Raw genomic sequence first — 21885 nt, 5'->3', positions numbered from 1 at the left:
TATTGGTTCGAAATTTCTATTCTTTTTTTCTGAATCGGCTTATCTTTGCTTTCGTAGAAACCAATAAAAAGTTATAATACTATGAGAAGATTTTTCCTCATATCGTCATTCTTGACGTTGTTTGCAATCGGAAGCTCGGCGCAATGGAAGCCGGCAGGTGATAAAATCAAAACGGACTGGGCATCCCAGATCAATCCCGCGAATGTGTTGCCCGAATATCCTCGTCCCATCATGGAACGGAGTGACTGGAAGAACTTGAACGGACTGTGGAATTATGCCGTTATAAATAAAGGTGAGCATCTTCCGGCAGAGTTCGAAGGGCAGATACTTGTTCCCTTTGCCATCGAATCCTCCTTGTCTGGAGTTGGAAAAAGAATCAATGAAAACCAGGAACTGGTCTACCAGCGCAGTTTTGATATTCCTTCCGCCTGGAAGGGAAAACAAGTGCTGTTGCACTTTGGTGCTGTCGACTGGAAAACGGATGTATGGGTGAATGATGTGAAAGTAGGCAGCCATACGGGTGGATTTACTCCGTTCTCCTTCGATATTACTGCCGCCCTTTCTGGCAAAGGCAATAATCAGTTGGTCGTAAAGGTTTGGGACCCGACGGATAAAGGACCTCAACCCCGTGGAAAGCAGGTCAGCAATCCGGAAGGTATCTGGTATACTCCCGTAAGCGGTATCTGGCAGACGGTATGGATGGAGCCGGTTGCCGGAAAACATATCGAGAATCTCCGTATCACTCCCGATATTGACCGTAATCTGTTGACAGTGAGGGCTGAATTGAATAGTGCATGCCCTTCCGACTTTGTGGAAGTGAATGTGTATGACGGCAATCAACTGGTAGCCACCGGCAAAAGTATCAATGCAGAGCCGGTGGAGGTGTCCATGCCCCGGAATGCCAAGTTGTGGAGTCCGGATTCCCCCTTCCTCTATACGCTGAAAGTGACGCTGAAAAGCGGAGGCAAGGTAGTGGATAAGGTGGACAGCTATGCTGCCATGCGTAAGTACTCCACCCGTCGTGACGCGGATGGCATCGTACGCCTGGAACTGAATAACGAGGCTTTGTTCCAGTTTGGACCGCTGGACCAGGGTTGGTGGCCCGACGGACTGTATACAGCTCCCACAGACGAGGCTTTGCTGTATGATGTACAGAAGACGAAAGATTTCGGTTTCAATATGATTCGCAAGCATATCAAGGTGGAACCGGCACGTTGGTACACACATTGTGACCGTTTGGGTATCATCGTATGGCAGGATATGCCGAGCGGTGACCGTAATCCGGAATGGCAAATGCGGCAGTACTTCAATGGCACGGAGAGGAAACGCTCTGCCGAATCGGAAGCAACCTACCGCAAGGAATGGAAGGAAATAATGGATTGCCTCTACTCTTATCCGTGTATCGGCACCTGGGTACCGTTCAACGAAGCCTGGGGACAGTTCAAGTGTGTGGAGATAGCCGAATGGACGAAACAATATGACCCCACCCGCCTGGTGAACCCCGCAAGCGGCGGCAACCACTATCCCTGTGGCGACATGCTCGACCTGCATCATTATCCGCAACCGGAACTGTTCTTGTACGACGGCCAGCGTGCCACAGTTCTGGGTGAGTATGGCGGTATCGGCCTTGTCTTGAAAGACCATATCTGGGAACCGAACCGCAATTGGGGATATGTTCAGTTCAACTCTTCCAAGGAGGTTACGGATGAATACGAGAAGTATGCCGACATACTGTACCGGCTTGTCTCCAAGGGTTTCTCGGCAGCCGTCTATACACAGACCACGGATGTGGAGGTGGAAGTGAACGGTCTGATGACTTACGACCGCAAGGTGATAAAGCTGGATGAGAAACGCGTGAAGGAGATAAATACACGCATCTGCAATTCACTTAAGAAATAGGGGCATTTACAATTTACCATTTATAGTAGAACAGAAATGATTTGCGAAAAATACGGAGTAACTTACTTCTCCTCCTCCGGGGAGGAGGAGTACCCGAAGGGGGAGGTGGTAGCGATATATATAGCATTGTTTTTCATTACTTTGTATTCCCTACCACCCTGCCCGTTGGGCACCCCTCCTCCCCCGGAGGAGGGGAATTAAGTTACTCTCTATTTCACCTCTTTTCTTCGCAATTCATTTCTGTTTGACTATACAAAGTACAATTTGGCTGCGCTGTCATCTGCATAGTTAAATTGTACTTTGTAAATGGTAAATTGTACATTAAAAATGTTGTTATGAAACGATTGATTATAAAGCTTTTCCTTAGTCTGTGCCTATGGGCGGTATTGCCGGTCTGTGCGCAGGATGCTGTTCATTACTATTTCAGAACGATGGATATCCGGAACGGTCTTTCGCAGAACACCGTGTATCAGATTTTGCAGGATAGGAAAGGCTTTATGTGGTTCGGAACCAAGGACGGTCTGAACCGTTATGACGGATTGTCTTTCCGTATTTACAAGAAAGAGAATTCCGGTTTAGGCAAGAATTTCATAACTGCGCTCTACGAGGACCGCCGGGGCAATATCTGGATTGGTACCGATGGGGGAGTCTTTATTTACGACCCGGTACTGGATTCCTTTACCGCTTTCGATGAGGCCAGTGATAACGGCAGTATCATCAGGGATTTCGTCACCATGATTGGAAGTGACGAGGACGACAATATCTGGATATCGGTAGAAAACCAGGGGTTGTTCTGCTATAAACCGGCTGAAGGGAGGCTGTTGAACCATCTGCACGATTCGGGACTGCCCAATGTCACCCGCTTCTGGCTGAATGGGAATACGTGTTGGCTGGCCTTGTATGCGGATAATCTTTATTATGCGAAAGCTGACTTTGAAACTCCTCTGCAGCCTTTCAAGGACACGGAAGGAAATGAGATTTTCAAGAATGATATTATCAACTGGCAGGTCAGCGGACCCCATAATTGTGTGTATGTCGCTTCGCAGAACGGGCTGACCGAGATAAACCAGACCACAGGCAAGACACGCAGGCTGCTGGATACCTATGTGAGGGCTTTGCAGTTCAAATCTGACGACGAACTGTGGGTGGGTGCGGAGTCCGGCTTGTATATTTACAACCTGGCGAATGACAAGATTACCCATTTGACCGTTCCCGGCCAGGATGATTCGTATGCATTGTCGGACAATGCCATTTATTCGCTCTGCTGCGACAAGGAGAACGGCATGTGGATAGGCTCTTATTTCGGTGGGGTGAACTATTGCCCTTATCAGTGGACTTATTTTGAGAAGTTCTATCCGAGAGACAATCTCAGGCATTTCGGCCGTCGTGTACGGGAAATCTGTGAAAGCAATGACGGCACCTTGTGGATAGGCACCGAAGACAAAGGCTTGTTCAATTACAATCCGGAAAACGGCAGGATAGAGCCTTTTGAGCATCCGGCCATTTATCAGAACATCCACGGCCTATGCCTGGACGGGGATGATTTGTGGGTAGGTACGTTCTCCGGTGGTCTGAACAGGGTGAATCTTCGGACCAGGCAGGTGAAGCATTACAGCAAGGGTGAGAGTGAGAATTCCATGGTCGCCAATGACGCTTTTACCATTTGCAGGACCACTACGGGAGACGTGTGGATAGGCACCACGTCCGGTTTGTTGAAGTACAATCGCTCCACAGATGACTTTACCCGGATTCCTCAGCTGAAGAATATGTTTACTTATAACATTCTGGAGGACTTCAACGGAAATCTGTGGTTTGCTACTTTTTCCAATGGAGTGTTCTGCTACAATGTAAGAAGCCGGCAGTGGAGGAATTATCTGTCTAATGAGAATGATTCGACTTCTCTTCCCTACAATAAGGTAATCAGTATCTACGAAGACAGCAGGAAGCGTCTGTGGTTCATGACACTGGGTGAGGGCTTCTGCCGCTACAATCCGAAAACGGATAATTTTACCCGTTATGACATGTCGAAAGGATTTCCGAGCAATACCATCTACAAGATGGTCGAGGACAAGCGGGGAAACTTATGGATTACTTCCAACGACGGCTTGGTATGCTTCAATCCCGATACGGAGAGCAAGCATGTCTATACCACTGCCAACGGGCTACTGAGCAACCAATTTAATTTCCAGTCCGGTTACATTGACAAGGAGGGACGCATCTATTTGGGAAGTATCAACGGATTCATAGCCTTCGACCCGGAGACTTTTGTGGAGAACACTTTTCTCCCTCCCGTAGTGATTACGGACTTCTTTCTGTTCAACAAACGGCTTTCGGCGGACAGTCCGGATTCCCCTTTGGAGAAGAGCATCACCTATGCGGATGAGATAGAGCTGGATGCCGACCAGAATTCGTTCTCTTTCCAGGTTGCGGCCCTGAGTTACCAGGCACCCGAAATGAACGGTCTTGAATGTAAATTGGAAGGCTTTGACCGCGACTGGTATGCGGTGGGACGGAATTCCAGTATCAACTATTCAAACCTTCCTTACGGAAGCTACACATTGCGTATAAAAGGTTCCAATAGCGATGGCAAGTGGAACGCGACGGAACGTGTGCTCGACATCCATATCCGTCCTCCTTTCTATCTCTCCACTTGGGCGTATGCTGTTTATACGGTATTGGCGTTATGCTCACTGGCTGCCATAATCATCTATTTCAGAAAACGGACTCGGCAGAAGCATCAGCAGGCTATGGACAAGTTTGAGCGGGAAAAGGAACGGGAGTTGTATACTGCGAAGATAGACTTCTTCACGAATGTGGCGCATGAGATACGTACACCGCTTACACTGATAAAGAGTCCGCTCGAGAATGTATTGGCTTCCCGTTCTGTTTCGGATGACATCAGGGATGATTTGGAGACCATGGAACTGAATACCAACCGGCTGCTCGACTTGGTGAACCAGTTGCTGGACTTCCGGAAGACGGAGACGCAAGGCTTCCAATTGAATTTTGTGGAATGTGACGTGTCTGAGCTCTTACAAAAGACGTATAAGCGTTTCAAGCCTTTGGCACGTGAAAGGGGGCTGGTATTGAGTATAGAGACTCCCGAAAGCTTGTATGCTTCGGTTGATAGGGAAGGGCTTACCAAGATTATCAGCAATCTGCTGACCAATGCGATAAAGTATTCGGAGACCTATATACGCATCAGGCTATATTCGGAAGGTGAAAGACTGCTGCTTTCTGTATGCAATGACGGCCTTGTCATTCCGGTAGAGATGCGCGAGGAGATTTTCAAGCCGTTCATCCAGTATAAAACCGGTACCTTGCGCTCTGTGCCCGGCACCGGTATCGGGCTTGCACTTGCCCGTTCATTGGCCGAACTCCATGAGGGTACGTTGTGCATGGAAGATTCGATGGAGAACAACTGTTTCCTGCTGTCACTTCCGCTGAAGCACGAGCAGACGGTGGCTATGGAGCATAAAGAACCGGTAACGGGCGGGGAATCCTCTGAGGAAAGTGGTGCAGGTACTGCCTTGGAACAGCACCGGTATACTCTTTTGGTGGTGGAAGACAGTCTGGAAATGCAGGCATTTGTTGTGAAACAGCTCTCTTCGGAATATCGTGTGCTGACTGCCGTGAATGGGGTGGAAGCTTTGAAGGTGTTGAAGGAACATACTGTAAATCTTGTCATTTCAGACATTATGATGCCCGAGATGGATGGATTGGAGCTGTGCGAGCATCTGAAGTCCGAGCTTGACTATAGCCATATACCGATTATCCTGCTTACGGCGAAGACGACCCTTCAAGCCAAAATAGAGGGAATGAAGCTGGGGGCTGACGTATATATAGAGAAACCTTTCTCCGTGGAATATCTGAAAGTTTGTGTGGCCAATCTGCTGAACAACCGTGAGAAGCTACGGGCTTCTTTTGTCAATTCTCCTTTTGTGCAGACGGGCAGTATGGCAATGACAAAGGCAGATGAATCTTTCCTTAAAACATTGAAGGAAGTGGTGGTTGCCAATATGCAGAATCCGGATTTCTGCCTGGATGATATGGCAAGCCTGCTGAACATGAGCCGGTCGAGCCTGAACCGGAAGATAAAGGGCATATTGGATATGACTCCCAATGACTACATCCGCCTGGAGCGGTTGAAGAAAGCGGCGCAGCTTTTAAAGGAAGGGGAGTGCAAAATCAATGAGGTTTGCTACATGACCGGCTTCAATACTCCTTCCTATTTCACCAAGTGCTTCCAAAAACAATTCGGTATTCTGCCCAAAGACTTCGTGAAATGATAGCATGGAATGCTTGCTAAATATAACAATCCAATCAAATGCCCCTGAGAGACACCTCAGGGGCATTTGATTGGATTTATAATTGCATAGATTGAAGCAATATTTGCATTAATTTTAGCTTTATGCGGATATATTTGCATCCGAAAACCAACAATTTATAATACTATGACCCCTATGCCTATGACGTAACAAATCCTAATCAATGTTCTATGATTGGCAGAAGTGACTAATCACTTTCTGCAGTGTATTTAAAAGCGGACGTTAGTTTCCGCATAGTTTTAAAATCTAATTCTATAAAAAATGATCAAGAAAATCTTATTCTTATTCTTTGTTGTGTTTGCAGCTACCGCTTATTCACAAGATGTGACCATAACGGGAACGGTGACGGATGCAAATAGTGAGCCTTTGGTGGGCGTGAATGTATTGGTGAAGGGTACTACCACGGGTGCCATTACCGATATTGACGGTAATTTCTCAGTGAGTGGAAAGAAAGGAAGTACACTCGTTTTTTCTTATATCGGTATGCTTACGCAGGAAGTTGTCTATAAGGGAACTGCCTTGCGTGTGGTGATGAAAGATGATTCGAAAGCACTGGAAGAGGTGGTTGTCATCGGTTATCAGACTGTGAAGAAGTCCGACTTGACTGGAGCGGTTGCCGTTGTTGATACCAAGGAAATGAAGAAAAGCGCTGCAGGAACACTGGCGAGCCAGATGCAGGGTTTGGCAACCGGTGTCAATGTTCGCAGCAGTGGGCGTGCAGGCGAGGATGCCGATATTCAGATTCGTGGTGTAGGCTCGTTGAGCAACAACTCTCCGTTGTGGGTCATCGATGGAATGATTACCAATCCGGGCGTTGACTTCAATCCGGCCGATGCGGAATCTATTCAAATTTTGAAGGATGCTTCTGCTGCTGCCATCTACGGTTCTCGTGCGGCAAACGGTGTGATTATCGTCACCACCAAGAAAGGTGCCAAAGGTCCCATGAAGGTGAATGTAAGCGTGAAGGAAACGCTGGAATGGAGTCCCAAGTACGACCTGATGAATGCCAAAGAGTACATCAAGTACAACGACATCGCTTATAATGAAGCCATCAAAAATGGCGTCGCTACCGTGAACTCTACCCAAAAGCATTCCGAGTTTGACACCAATTGGCAGGACGAGGTATTGAAGACTGCTTTGGTACAAGATTATAATGTGTCCCTTTCCGGTGGTGGAGATTCCGGTAACTATTTCGTATCGGCAGGTTACTATAATAATGACGGTGTCTCTTATGGCAATACATTCGACCGCTACAGTTTCCGTGTCAATACACAAGGCAAGAAAGGGTGGTTCTCTTTTGGTGAAAACTTGGCTTATTCGCTTACAAACACAGACCCGAACCAGACAAATACTTACAATGACTTTTTGCGCATGATGCCTACCATTCCCATCTACGATGAAAACAATCCGGGTGGATATGGCTATGGTGATGCTGCCAAGTACAATACTTTCGGAGTGAACCCGATTGCCCGCGAAGATTTGGAATACCGCCATTTCCGCCAGAATCGTTTGAATGGTTCTTTATGGTTGGAATTCAAACCGTTCGATTTCCTCTCTTATAAATTCAACGGGGGTATTGACCTTTACTTCTACGAGAACTCATGGTTCCGTGGCGAAGGTAATTGGACTCAGAACCAGGAGCACCGCGACCCGGAAGGGCAGAAGGCTCGTGACAATACCTACAACATGTTGATTGAACACACCTTGAACTTTAATAAGGATTTTGGCAAGCATCATGTGGATGCCGTGGTGGGTACAACTTACCAGCACCACGAATGGGAAGGTCTATGGGCTTCTCGTCTCAACTTCCCGATGCTGGGCAACGGTGACTATCTGACCGTATTGAATGCCGGGCAGAGCAACCAGCAGAACTCGAACAGCATTAGTGAGAATGCGATGATTTCTTACCTGGGACGTGCGAACTACATCTATGATGATAAATATTATCTGACTGCTACCTTCCGTCGTGACGGTACTTCCCGTCTGGCCAAGGAAAACCGTTGGGGCAACTTCCCTTCTATTTCTGGCGCCTGGAGAATTTCAAAGGAGAACTTCTTCGATGTGCCTTGGATTAATGATTTGAAGATTAGAGGTAACTGGGGGCGTCTCGGCAACTCTTCCATCGGTGATTGGGATTATATCGGAACCATCAACCAAAGTATTGTAACCGTGTTTGGTGGTGCCATCAATTCAGGTGCCGCTCAGGTGAAACTGGTAAATGCAGGTCTTCTATGGGAGACAAAGGAAACAGTGAATGTAGGCTTTGATGCAGCTTTCCTTGACCAGCGATTGACGTTTAGTGCCGAATATTACAATTCCAAGACAAATGATGTGCTTGCTGAAACTCCGATTGCCATCTCTACCGGTAATCAAGGTGGCTCTCCGTGGAAGAATGCAGCCAGCCTTCGCAACAAGGGTTTTGAGTTCACACTGGGTTGGAAAGACCAAGTATCCGATTTTAAGTATAGCGCTTTGCTGAATGTCACTACTATCGACAATGAAGTGTTAAGTTTGGGGCGTGACGGTAGCCGTAGAGATTATATTGATTCGGGGCAGGCAAGAACGAGACCAGGTCATTCGTTGGCAGAATTCTACTTGAGACAAACTGACGGTCTTTTCAGAACACAGCAGGAAATAGATGAGTATGTGACGAAAGGAACGCATGTACCCGAAGGAACTGAGAATAAAGTGGAGGCAGGTACTCCTATTTTGATTAACGGAAAGCGTCCTCAATTGGGTGATGTGAAATACCTTGACTTGAATGATGACGGACAGATTACGGACAAAGACCGTGATTATTGCGGTAGTCCTTGGGCTAAGATGCAAATGTCATTGGTGTTCAATGCGGAATGGAAGGATTTTGATTTCAGCATGATGTGGAACGGCCAGTTTGGCAACAAGGTGTTCAATGTAGCACGTTGGCAAGGTCGCCTGTTCTCGGACAACTCCAACTATATTCGCTTCAAGAGTGGCGAGGAGCCTTATCAAATAAATCCTAATTCCAATACTCCGCGTATCATTTATGGTGATGACCGCAACTCTGTTCAATCAGACCGTTTCTTGGAAAATGGCTCTTACTTCCGTATGAAGAACATTTCAGTCGGTTATAATTTCCGTCAGAAATGGTTGGCTAATCTGGGTATTGAGAAACTTCGCTTGTATGCTACCGGAAGCAATTTGATTACCCTTACCGGCTATTCCGGTCTGGACCCTGACTTTAAGGGAGTGAACTCTGTGTGGAACAGCGGTACGGACAGCTTTGCCTATCCTAATATGCGTTCTGTGATGTTCGGACTGGATTTGACCTTTTAACTTATAACTAATAATCAGAAATTATGAACAAGATATATAAAATGATGCTTGTCGGTGCCATGGGGTTGCTTTCAGGATGTAGTGCCGACTTGCTGGATATAGACAATCCCAACGAAGTGACTAACACTACTTATTGGAACAAGCCGGAGGACGCTACAGCCGGGGTGAATGCTTGCTATAGTTTTCTCTATAAGGAAGGTACTTGGATGCGTTGGCTCTCTTTCCGCTACGACTTGACATCGGACGAGGGCTGGAGTTCTTCTCCTTGGATTGAATTGGGTGACTGGACACGTTTCCTTTACAACAACTACAACTTTTATGAAGGGAATACAGTTCACTGGGAACATTTTTATGTAGGCATCTTCCGTTGCAACCAAGTGTTGGCCAATGTGCCCAACATAGAGATGGATGAAACCACGAAGAACCGCGTATTGGCGCAGGCATCTTTCTTGCGTGCCTTGTGGTATTTCCAAGTAAATCTGTTGTGGGATAAGGGTACCATGCCGTTGGAACCTACTGATGCCAACTATATTCCGAAAGATGCTTCTGAACAGGAAATCTGGGACCAAGTAGAGAAAGACTTGAAATTTGCCATGCAATATCTGCCCGAATCTTGGGATGCTGCCAACTTGGGCCGTGCTACCAAAGGTGCAGCCAAGGCATTGCTGGGCAAGGCTTATATGCAGCAACACAAATATGACTTGGCCAAAGCAGAGCTTCAATGGCTGATTGACAAGGAAGGTTCTTTATATGGCCTTATTGAAAACCGTGAAGACAACTTTACCGATTTGGACGAGAACAACAAGGAAGGTATCTTTGAAATTCAGTTCGATGACCAGAACAAGGGTGGTACGGGTAATGATGCCAGCATGGCATTCGGTTTCCAGCGTACTCAGTTCTATGCCCCGAGTGGTATAGGTTGGGGAGACGGTAAGGCACGCCGCTGGCTGGTGGATGAGTTCTTGAAAGAGAAGCGCGTGGATGGAAAGAACGACCTGCGCTTGTACAACAGCATCCTTTACCGTGGATTTTCGCAGGACTTCCCTGACCAATCGAAGAAATATTATAGGTTTGAGAACGCCGACTGGAACGATGGTTGGGGAACGGATCCCGAGGATTGCTACATCCGTAAATACAACACATCCTACTTTCGTGATGCTGAAGATTACTTTGCACGTAACAACTACCGCATCATGCGTTATGCTGACATCCTAATGAACTATGCAGAGTGTCTTGTTGAAACGGGTGCCAATCCTGCCGATGCTGCTGTTTATGTGGACAAGGTAAGAGAACGCGCCGGTCTGGCCAAGTTGAAAGACAGCCAATGGAAAGATTGCTTGAGCTCTAAAGATGCCTTTATCAAGCGTCTGCAGATGGAACGTACTTTGGAACTCTGCTTTGAAGGTTGGCGTTGGGCCGACTTGAAGCGTTGGGGATTACTTGATACCGAAGCGGGTATAGAGGAACTGGAAAAACGCGATAGAGACTTCAAAAACTTCGTTGTGGGTAAGCATAGACGGTTGCCTATTCCTAGAGATGAAGTGGATGTAAGTACTGTAAATGGCGAGATTCATCTCAACCAGAATCCAGGCTATTGATAACCAAAGAAGGCTATGCCTGGAAGCCTGTTCTCATTCAGGATGCTTCCGGCATAGCCTTTTCTTTCTTAAATCTTATACTATATGCTTGTCTGTAAAAAACTACTATTACCATTCGTTTTTGCTTGCTGCGGCAGCTTGTTTGCGCAGAGCATCCAGAATCCGGTACTTCCGGGAGTGGCGGATGCCGGTGTAATGAAATATAATGGCAAATATTATATTGGCGGGGTCCGTACAAACGGGGATTTCTATGTATCCGATGACCTGGTTCATTGGGGGAAACCTATCCATGTCGTATCCATGAACAATGACTGGACCAGAGGCAGCGGAGCCGGAGATGACCAGATTCATGCCAATGACATGTTCTATCTGAATGGAGATTTTCATTTGTACTGGTCAGTCAATTATTGGGGGAAGGACAAGCATGCCGTTCACATTGTACATGCGCAGAGCAAAGATGTCTTGGGCGCTTATACAGAACCGGACAAGAAGACATGGATGGATAACCGTATCGACCCCAAAATATTCAGAGATGATGATGGACAACTATACATGTATATGGTACGTTTTACTGATGGAAATACCATATGGGGACGTAAAATGAAGAACCCGGCAGAGTTTGCCGGCGAACCGGTGTGCCAGTTCGCCTCATTGCCGGATACATGGGAAACGATGGATAACAGAGTAGCGGAGGGACCGTGGGTCATGAAGTATAGAGGCCGCTACTATATGATGTACAATGCCAACCACACCTCTACAGAGTGGGGCAATTATCAGTTGGGAGTTGCTGAGGCAGACTCTCCTTTAGGTTTTCAAAATGGTAATAAATATAGCTATCCGGTTGTAGGCTGCAATCAGACACAACTGGAGGAGAAGCAAGTGGATTTATTGCGGTATGGCCGCACGTATGAGCCGTTGTTTGCTTATACGGAGAGCAAACCGGGAAGCGATTGGACAAAAGTGACCTACGATGACTCCGGCTGGGCGAGGGGGGAGACCGGCTTTTCGTCCCGTGAAGTGAAAGGTTCCACCACCCGGCATCTGGGCACCTTGTGGAATACGCCCTCCTTATGGTTGCGAAAGACTTTCTCTGCCGGTAGCGAAACCGGCAACCTGGCATTGCGTGTCGCTCACGACGGAGATACCCGGATTTATCTGAACGGAACACTTGTCTACGAGAAGCAGGGGCGTGATTATTGTATCGTGAACCTGGACAAGAAGCTGCGTGCTGCTTTGAAGGAAGGCACGAATCTGCTTGCCGTAGAAACAAACAAGGGACGTTCGCAATTCTTCGACGTTTCTCTGTTCGATATGAAAGACGGTATTGCCGATGATATTCTGATGACTCCCGGTCAGCCCAATATTTTGAGAGGCCCCAACGGATTTGAATGGTGGCTGATTTATATGGCAAACAAGAACGATGAGCATCGGGGGCAATATATCAACCGTGTCCAGTTCTTCGACAAGACGTTGTTTGTGGATGGTATCACCGGCCCTCGCACGGCAGGTTATCATCCCGAACCTTCGATGCCTACCTTTGCGGGTAAAGGCGAGACAGCTTCGTTCGGTGTGTTGCAACAAGTACAGCCGTCCGTGGCTTACTTGTTCGAGACGGGAGTCAAGACCGAGGGTGGAGCCGGCATCGTTGCCTGGTGGAAGGATGCGGATAACTGTGCCTATGTCGGTCTGGATGCCGAGAACCGGAGCTGGTACCTGCGTACACTTGTCGGCGGTAAGGAAAATAAGGAATCCTATGCCCTGCCTGAAGATTTCCGTTGGGGTGTGTACCATCATCTGCGCATTGAGCGTAACGGTGGCTGTCTGAAGATTTGGCTGGATGAGATTCCCGCACCGGGGAGACATGTCTTTGCAGAGGCTCTTCCGGTAGAAGAAGCGGGTGTTCCCGGAGTATTTGACGAGACAAAGTCTGCCTTGTTCGAAGGGGCTACCTATACCATCGGCTTCGATGATGTGCATTTCCAGCTTTCGGGGAATGAGGAGTTGTTGAAGGGCGATTTCTTGAACGATTATGAATTCAGCTTCCAGTTGTCCGGCTTGTCCGGACAAGACAAGGCAGGAAGCTATCCGGTTTATGTGGATAAGGATAACTATGTGAAGGCTCAGTTCGATGGCATCACCCGTATGCTTGAGGTGACAGCCGTGAAGAAAGGGAAAACTGCCTGGAAGAAGGAATTCCCGTTGGGATGCCTGCAAACGCTCTATCCGGATGTGAAGTATACCGACTTCATTGAGAAAGGTTATCGTTTTGCCGCACCTGCATGGTTGGATACACTTTACCTGAATCGTCACGAAGCAGGCAATAAATCCGAATTTGTGGATGACATGTTCGGCAAGTTCGACATAGAATACCTGAATGGCGGCGAATGGCATCCGATAGAAAACAAAGATAGGGGGATAGCAGAACATCCTGCATATAATTATTGTACCTTTACTCCGGTAAAGGCAGAAGGCATCCGCTTCATCAACAAGGAGGCGGAGGATTTGGAACGCCATATCTATAAGATAGGTGTACATGAATTGTGGAAGGAATCCTATAATTTCCGTGCCGTGCGTCGTGCAGACAAGCTGTATCTGTTTGTCGACGGCAGGGAGCTGGGAGCTTTGGATATACGCTACCCTGCATCCCGCATCGGATTCTGTTCGGAGGGCGGCTCTCCGGTTTATAGTGGTACGTTGTATTATCATGTAGGGCAGAGGCGCGATTAGACGCAATCGTGGGATGTGCCGTTCCGTATATATGTAATGAAAAATGTATATAGAAGCTGGTGTTTGTATTTCCTTGTGAATCAGTGTGATGGACTGGGGTGATTCAGTATACGACTGAATGTATTTCAGTATACGATTGAATAGGATTCAGTATACGACTGAATAGGGTTCAATATACGGGTGTAACGGAACATCTTCTTGAAAGTAAATATTTATCATCATAACAATTGTTTAAGAAAGAATCATGAAAAAGAATTTTATATGTATGTATCTGTTTCTGTTGGCCACGCTGGCTTCCTGCCAGTCCTGCTCTTCAGACTATAAGGATGTGGACGATATTGTTGTCGAAGGAGTTGAAACGCCGGTGCTTTTGGGCGACCCGTTCATCATGTTGCACGATGGCACTTACTATGCCTATGGCACCCATGCGGATGACGGCATCGAAGTCTATACCTCCGATGATTTGAAGACTTGGAAGTATAAGGGCATGGCGCTCCAGAAGAAGGATGTCTGGGCCGATCGCTGGTTCTGGGCACCGGAGGTCTACGAAGTGAACGGGAAGTTCTATATGTATTACTCGGCAGACGAGCATATCTGTGTGGCAACAGCAGACTCACCTGCAGGACCATTTACCCAAAGTAAGAAGGAACCGATGATTGCCGATGAGAAATGCATTGACAACTCTCTGTTCATTGATGATGACGGCACGCCTTATCTCTTCTTCGACCGTTTCAACGACGGGCTCAACATCTGGGTGGCCGAATTGGAGAAAGACCTCATGACTATCAAGAAGGAGACCATGCACCCTTGCATCCACGTCTCTCAGGCATGGGAGGAAGTGTGGCCCCGCGTGAATGAAGGTCCGTTTGTCATCAAGCACAATGGACTCTACTATATGACCTATTCCGCCAACAGCTATGAGAGTCCTTTCTACGGCATAGGTTGCGCCACAGCTACCGATTTGATGGGTACCTGGACCAAATACGAGGAGAATCCCTTGCTGCAGAAACCCGGAGAACTGGTTGGGGTGGGGCACAGTGCCACCTTCACCGACAAGGCGGGCAAGCTTCGTATCGTTTTCCATGCCCATAAGGACAAGAGTAGCATCCATCCGCGCGCCATGTACATCAGTGACGTTTCTTTCGAGAAAGTGGACGGTGTGGACCGCATGAGAATCAGCAAGGACTATATGACACCCAAAATAGTAAAATAAGAGATGGATATGAAGAAGAATTATATATTGCTGCTGTTGCTTTGTCTTTGCTTTGCAGGCTGCAAGGAGAAGACGGTTGTAGAATCAGACTATCTGCCGATTGCCGACCCTTACGTAATGCTTTACGACGGCAAGTATTATGCTTACGGCACCGGAGGTACGGTGGAGGGGGAGGGCTTTGCCTGCTTCTCTTCCGATGACCTGAAAAGCTGGACGCGTGAAGGCCAGGCATTGTCGGCTACCGACTCCTACGGCACGTGGGGATTCTGGGCACCGGAAGTCTACTACATCGGGTCGAAGAAGAAGTTCTATCTGTTCTATTCCACCGAAGAGCATATCTGCGTGGCAACGGCAGATGCTCCCCAAGGTCCGTTTCGTCAGGAGGTGAAGCAGCCGATATGGGATGAGAAGAGTATCGATACCTCTCTCTTCATCGACGATGACGGCACGCCTTACCTCTATTTCGTGCGTTTCACGGATGGCAACGTCATCTGGGTGGCAGAGATGAACGATGACCTGACCGGCATCAAGCAGGAGACACTGACGGAGTGCATCAAAGTAGGGGAGCCTTGGGAACTCTCGCAGGACAAGCCCGCCAAAGTAGCCGAGGGGCCTTCCATCTTGAAGAGAGAGGACGTTTATTACCTGGTTTATTCGGCCAATCACTTTGAAAGCAAGAACTACGGAGTGGGTTACGCGACTTCGAACAGCCCGATGGGACCGTGGAAGAAATACGAGGGAAATCCGATTCTGCAACATGCCGACGGCTTGATGGGTACCGGTCATGGAGCACCCTTCTGCTGTAAGGACGGTAGCTGGAAATACATTTTCCATGCACATTGGGATTCCACGAAAGTACAGCCGCGCACTTCGTATATCAAGGATTTTGCCATTTCCGACCAGGGAACGGTTTCTATCGGTGGCTCTCTTATCCGTCCGCAGGTATTGGGCAGTACATCACTCGAAAAGTAAAATGAAAGAATGAAAAGAATACATTGTATGAAGAAGTTTCTTGTATTATCAGTGTTATGCAGTCTGATAGCCTGTTCCTCGTCATCGGCTACAAAAGAGGATAAACCGGAAGAACAACAGCCGAAGAATGTCTATCGCAATCCGGTGATAGATTATAGTTTGCCAGACCCTTCTGTCATTGAGGGAGATGATGGATACTACTATTTGTATGCCACCGAGGACATACGCAATCTGCCGATTCACCGTTCCAAGAACCTGGTGGATTGGGAGTATGTAGGTACTGCCTTTACGGACCGTACGCGGCCTGATTTTGAGCCGAACGGCGGTTTGTGGGCGCCGGACATCAACAAGATAGGTGATAAATACGTGCTCTATTATTCTATGTCTGTTTGGGGAGGCGAGTTAACTTGCGGCATCGGTTGTGCTACTGCCGATAAGCCTGAGGGACCTTTTACGGACCACGGAAAGATGTTCCGCAGCAATGAAATCAATGTACAGAACTCCATCGACCCTTTCTATATAGAGGATGGAGGGAAGAAATATCTTTTCTGGGGCAGTTTTCGAGGAATCTATGCGATTGAACTGTCTGATGACGGACTCTCTCTGAAGGACGGCGCCACACCGCAGCAAGTGGCAGGAACCGCTTACGAAGGTACCTATATTCACAAGAAGGACGGGCATTACTACTTCTTCGCTTCCATAGGAAGTTGTTGTGAGGGATTGAAGAGTACTTACACTACTGTTGTAGGCCGTTCAGATAATCTTTTCGGCCCCTATGTCGACAAGAATGGCGGTAGCATGATGGATAACAAGCACGAAGTGCTGATTCAGAAAAGCAATTCCTTTGTGGGTACCGGTCATAATTCGGAGATTGTGACGGACAATGCCGGCAATGACTGGTTCTTTTATCATGCGGTGAGCACAAAGAAGCCTGAAGGCCGTGTATTGATGTTGGATAAGATTAGCTGGGAAGACGGATGGCCGACGGTAGAAGGCTCCGTTGCATCCACGGAAGCGGAGAAACCGAAATTCTGACAAGTATGAAGAAATCTATTTTAATCTCCTTGTTGGCCCTATTGATGATGGGCTGTCAAGTATCGGGTGGCAGTTCCTTGAAAGTGGAGGAAACCACTGTTGAAATGCGGAAGAATCCCGAAGGAGTAGCTGTATCGGCTCCCCGTTTCTCATGGCAACTGGTAACCGACAAGCAGGATGTGATGCAGACTGCTTATCAGATTGAAGTGGCGGACTCGGAAAAGGGCTTGCAGGCCGGCTCCGGGCTGGTATGGAACAGCGGTCGTGTGGAGTCTGGCCAATCGGTGCTAGTGAAGTACGCAGGGGCGTCTTTGGAGTCGGGACAGAAATATTGGTGGCGTGTCACTGTATGGACAAATACCGGTGACAAGGCGCAAAGTAGTATCCAATATTGGTCAATGGCTTTGCTGGACAGTTCGGACTGGAAAGCCGGCTGGATTGGACTGAACGACAGTACAAACTTGAAACTGGACGGTGAGCGGACCATCCTTCCGGCACGTTATCTGCGGAAGGAGTTTGATTTGCCGTCACAGCCGAAGCGTGCAGTCCTTTATGTTTCGGGAGTAGGCTCTTCCGTATGCTATATGAATGGCGAGAGGATTGGAAACGATGTATTCGGTCCTTTGCCTACCTGGTACGATGCTTCTGTATCTTATCTGACCTATGATGTCACCCCCTTGTTGAAGTCCGGTACCAATACGATAGGCGTGGCTCTGGGCAACGGCCGGTATCTTTCCATGCGTGCCAATGGGATGGTAGGTTTTGGTTTACCCCGTCTCATGGCGCAGTTGAATATAGAGTACGACAATGGTGAGACGGTGTCGGTAGCCAGCGATGACTCCTGGAAAGTGACGAACTGCGGTCCTATAACCGCAAACAACGAGTTTGACGGTGAGTGGTATGATGCCCGCTTGGAATTGGGCAAATGGGCGGAAAGCGGCTATGATGATTCCGGATGGAAACCGGCCGAACGGATGGAGGCTCCCAAAGGAAAACTTGTGGCACAGCTCTCTCCGAGTCTGAAGGTGATGGAGGAAATAAAGCCAATATCCGTTAAATCGGTAGGTGATGGAAGATATATCGTGGATATGGGGCAGAATATGGTAGGAATACAGCAGGTGAAACTGCGTGGCAAGAAGGACAAGCCCATTACCATGCGTTTTGCCGAAGTGCTGAAGGACAATGGTACGGAACTGTATCTTGACAACCTGCGCAGTGCCCTTGTCACGGATATTTATACTCCTGCCGCTGACGGTGAGTTTGTTTGGGAACCGTTGTTTGTTTACCATGGTTTCCGTTTTATGGAAATATCCGGTTTGGACTATGAACCGGCAGCGGATGATTTCATCGGTAAGGTGGTGTATGATGAAATGGCAACGAACGGTACGTTCGAGACTTCCGAGGAGTTGATTAACAGAATTCACAAGAATGCCTATTGGGGAATCCGTGGAAACTATCGCGGTATGCCTACCGACTGCCCCCAGCGTGATGAACGTCTTGGATGGCTGGGCGACCGCACTACCGGTGCCTATGGTGAAAGTTTCATTTTCGGCAATGCCTTGATGTATAAGAAGTGGCTGGTGGATATAGAAGAGTCCATGAATGAAAATGGAAGTATCTCTGTGGTATCTCCCCGTTACTGGACCATCTTCCATGATGACGTGACTTGGCCGGCTGCCTATTTTTACGTAGCCGACATGCTTTACCGCCAGTTTGGCGATGATAGCTCCATCAAAGAGCGCTATCCGTCCATGAAGCGCTGGGTAAACCACATGACGGAGACCAAAATGAAGGACTATATTCTGGTGAAGGATGAATACGGGGATTGGTGCATGCCTCCCGAGTCGCCGGAGCTGATTCATTCGGAGGACCCTGCCCGTAAGACGAACGGTGAAGTGTTGAGTACAACGGTGTTTTACAGTATTCTGCAACTGATGGAGAAGTTCGCGCAAATGAACGGACTTCCGGCAGATGCTGAAGAGTATGCAGCACTTGCCATTAAGGTCAAGGACGCTTATAACAAGAAATTCTTCAATACTGAGACTGCACAGTATGACAACAATACGGTGACGGCAAACCTGCTTTCCCTCAGACTGGGTCTGGTTCCCGACGGATATGAAGATAAAGTATTTGCCAATGTCGTGGAGAAGACGGAAAAAGACTGTAAGGGACATGTCAGTGCCGGTGTGCTTGGCATCCAGCATCTGATGCGCGGACTTACCGAGTACGGCGGACTGGAACTTGCCTATAAGATAGTGACCAATGACACTTATCCCTCATGGGGTTACATGATTAAGAAGGGTGCAACCACCATTTGGGAATTATGGAATGGTGACACGGCAAATCCGGCGATGAATTCAAGAAACCATGTGATGCTTTTGGGAGATCTGCTGATATGGTTCTATGAGGATCTTGCCGGCATAAAGAATACTCCCGCTTCCGTCGGGTTCAAGCAGATTCTGATGGAACCGGTATTCCCGGAAAAACTGAATTATGTGAATGCTTCGCATGTATCGCCTTATGGCAGAATAGGAAGTTCCTGGAAACGTGATGGCAATAAGCTGGAGTGGAACGTTGAGATTCCTGCCAATACAACCGCTACGGTCAAGCTGCCGCTTGACTTCCATGTACAGGTAGATGCCGGTCAGGCGGGAATTCATTCCGTGGAGGAGGCTGACGGTAAGCTGGTAGTCGAATTGGGCTCCGGCAAGTATGTATTCATGTCTGAATGATATTTTTCTAACAACAATAAAACAGATGTAACTATGAGACTAAAAAGATTGTTTTTGGGGGTAATGCTTTTGGTGGGCATTACGGGTGCCGGAGCGACAAATGCTGCTCCGGAAGACATCTCTGCTTCTATTTCCTTGAAAGTGCCGGGGAATGATGCCAAGCAATATCCGCTGGCCTTGCAGAAGATGCAGGATGGTATGTACAGCTGCCGGGCTTCGGAAAAGTTACCGTTGGACATCATCCGCCAGGTGGTGGACAAGGATGGCAAACAGCGCATTACCGTCACACTCAAGGCGCTGGAAAATGTGTATTTCAACTACGGGGAACAGATAAAGACCGGTTACAAGCATTCAGACTGCCAGTTCTACATGCCGGGCTTCTGGTATCGCCGCAACCTGCGTTCGCCGAAGGAAGCCCCTTCTTTCCACACATCGGACAGTTGGCTGGTGCGTGAGGACCGTTTGAGCACTCCGCTGACGGCAGCTTTCAATCCGGCAAGTGGTACGTCCATGTCGGTTATCCGTATTGACAAGTTCGACAAGGAAGCTTTGACCACTCATAAGGAGGGAGAGGTAATCTTGTCCGGTGAGACTTCCATCGGATATACCGGTTTCTGCAATGTGGATGGTATGACTGTCTTGGCATACGGTTTCCCCTATAAGGAAGCACCGAAGACATATATCCGCAAATTGACGCTGGCTCCTGCCGTTGAGGCTTTCCAGTTGCTTCGTAAGGGTGACAGCATCTCCATGACTTGGGAGGTGTCCGAAAGGAATGCTGCCGATTTTTCGGAATGCGTACAGCGCACCTGGGAGTATTGTTATGACACTAACCGTCCGAAACCGGTTGACACACCTTACACGGTAGACCGCATGAAGGAGGTGATGAGCAACTTCTTCGTGGAAAGCTATGTTGGCAATACCCCCACTCATTATTATTCCGGTGTAGAGTTGGAGACTGCTACTTGTGCCAATACCGATGTTGCCGAAGTGGGCTTTGTGGGACGTACATTGCTGAACGCTTTCAATGCTTTGGAGTATGGCAAACAGCAGAACCGCCAAGACCTGGTGGACAATGCCAATCATATCTTTGACACTTATCTCCAGAACGGTTTTTCGCCTGCCGGTTTCTTCAACGAAGTGGTACACTACAACCGCGGCTTCAAGGAAACCAGACATAGCATCCGCCGTCAGTCCGAGGGAGTGTATGCCATCTTGAACTATTTGAACTACGAGAAACAGCAGAAGCGTAAACACCCCGAATGGGAGAAACGCATCAAGGGCATGCTGGACAGCTTCCTCAAGTTGCAGAACGAGGACGGCAGCTTCCCGCGCAAGTTCAAGGATGATTTCTCTGTCGTGGATGCCAGCGGTGGTAGCACGCCTTCGGCAACATTGCCTTTGGTGATGGCGTCCAAGTATTTCAAAGACAAGCGTTATCTGGCAAGCGCCAAGCGTACGGTAGACTATCTGGAGAAGGAACTGATATCCAAAGCCGATTATTTCTCTTCTACGCTGGATGCCAACTGCGAGGACAAGGAAGCCTCCTTGTATGCTGCTACGGCTGCTTATTACCTGGCTTTGGTTACCAAAGGAGAAGAGCGTGCACACTATGCCGGTCTGGCAAAGAAAGCCGCTTATTTTGCCTTGTCATGGTATTATACTTGGGATGTTCCTTTTGCCGAAGGTCAGATGCTGGGAGATATCGGCTTGAAAACCCGTGGTTGGGGAAATGTGTCGGTAGAGAATAACCATATCGATGTATTTATCTTCGAATTTGCCGATGTGCTGCATTGGCTCTCCAAAGAGTACAACGAGCCGCGCTTCTCTGACTTTGCCGAGGTGATATCCACTTCCATGCGCCAGTTACTGCCGTATGAAGGACACATGTGTGGCATTGCCAAAGTAGGCTATTACCCGGAAGTGGTGCAGCATACCAATTGGGATTACGGACGTAACGGAAAGGGATATTACAACAATATCTTCGCTCCGGGCTGGACGGTTGCTTCTTTGTGGGAGTTGTTCACTCCGGGACGTGCGGAGCAGTTCTTGTTGAAAAAATGATAGTC

At 48.1% G+C, this 21885-nt stretch carries 10 protein-coding genes; all 10 read left to right on the top strand.

What is annotated here, in order from left to right:
- Positions 1–81 precede the first annotated feature (81 nt).
- The 10 genes from DW096_RS08485 to DW096_RS08440 all read left to right on the top strand — a co-directional run bounded on the left by DW096_RS08485 (position 82) and on the right by DW096_RS08440 (position 21880).
- On the top strand, positions 82–1899 hold the full coding sequence (locus tag DW096_RS08485) for a glycoside hydrolase family 2 protein (protein WP_118931077.1): 1818 nt from the start codon (positions 82–84) through the stop codon (positions 1897–1899).
- Between the two features lie 335 nt (positions 1900–2234).
- Complete coding sequence (locus tag DW096_RS08480; RefSeq protein ID WP_120028728.1) at positions 2235–6188, top strand: hybrid sensor histidine kinase/response regulator transcription factor; 3954 nt, start codon at positions 2235–2237, stop codon at positions 6186–6188.
- A 300-nt stretch (positions 6189–6488) separates the two neighbouring features.
- Positions 6489–9539 (top strand): TonB-dependent receptor, encoded by a 3051-nt coding sequence (locus DW096_RS08475; RefSeq protein ID WP_117866488.1) that lies wholly within the window; start codon positions 6489–6491, stop codon positions 9537–9539.
- Between the two features lie 23 nt (positions 9540–9562).
- Positions 9563–11137, top strand: a complete 1575-nt coding sequence (locus DW096_RS08470) for a RagB/SusD family nutrient uptake outer membrane protein (RefSeq protein WP_117866487.1) — start codon at positions 9563–9565, stop codon at positions 11135–11137.
- An 84-nt stretch (positions 11138–11221) separates the two neighbouring features.
- Entirely contained in the window at positions 11222–13864 is a 2643-nt protein-coding gene (locus DW096_RS08465; RefSeq protein ID WP_118931076.1) for a family 43 glycosylhydrolase, read from the top strand.
- Between the two features lie 244 nt (positions 13865–14108).
- The gene (locus DW096_RS08460; protein ID WP_005826146.1) at positions 14109–15077 is read left to right on the top strand and encodes a glycoside hydrolase family 43 protein; all 969 of its coding nucleotides are present in this window, start codon (positions 14109–14111) and stop codon (positions 15075–15077) included.
- 3 nt (positions 15078–15080) lie between these two features.
- On the top strand, positions 15081–16049 hold the full coding sequence (locus DW096_RS08455; RefSeq protein WP_005826144.1) for a glycoside hydrolase family 43 protein: 969 nt from the start codon (positions 15081–15083) through the stop codon (positions 16047–16049).
- Between the two features lie 27 nt (positions 16050–16076).
- Positions 16077–17084: a family 43 glycosylhydrolase gene (locus DW096_RS08450; protein ID WP_005826142.1), complete on the top strand. Its 1008-nt coding sequence runs from the start codon at positions 16077–16079 to the stop codon at positions 17082–17084.
- A 5-nt stretch (positions 17085–17089) separates the two neighbouring features.
- Positions 17090–19816 carry a glycoside hydrolase family 78 protein gene (locus DW096_RS08445; protein WP_117963405.1) on the top strand — a complete coding sequence of 909 codons (2727 nt, stop codon included), beginning with the start codon at positions 17090–17092 and terminating at the stop codon, positions 19814–19816.
- A 33-nt stretch (positions 19817–19849) separates the two neighbouring features.
- Positions 19850–21880, top strand: coding sequence for a hypothetical protein (locus tag DW096_RS08440; protein WP_117963403.1), 2031 nt, complete (start codon positions 19850–19852; stop codon positions 21878–21880).
- The last annotated feature ends 5 nt before the right edge of the window (positions 21881–21885 follow it).

The organism is Bacteroides sp. AM07-18, from assembly GCF_003602695.1.
In the GTDB taxonomy this organism is placed as follows: Bacteria; Bacteroidota; Bacteroidia; order Bacteroidales; family Bacteroidaceae; genus Bacteroides; species Bacteroides uniformis.
This window is presented reverse-complemented; position numbering and strand designations above follow the sequence as displayed.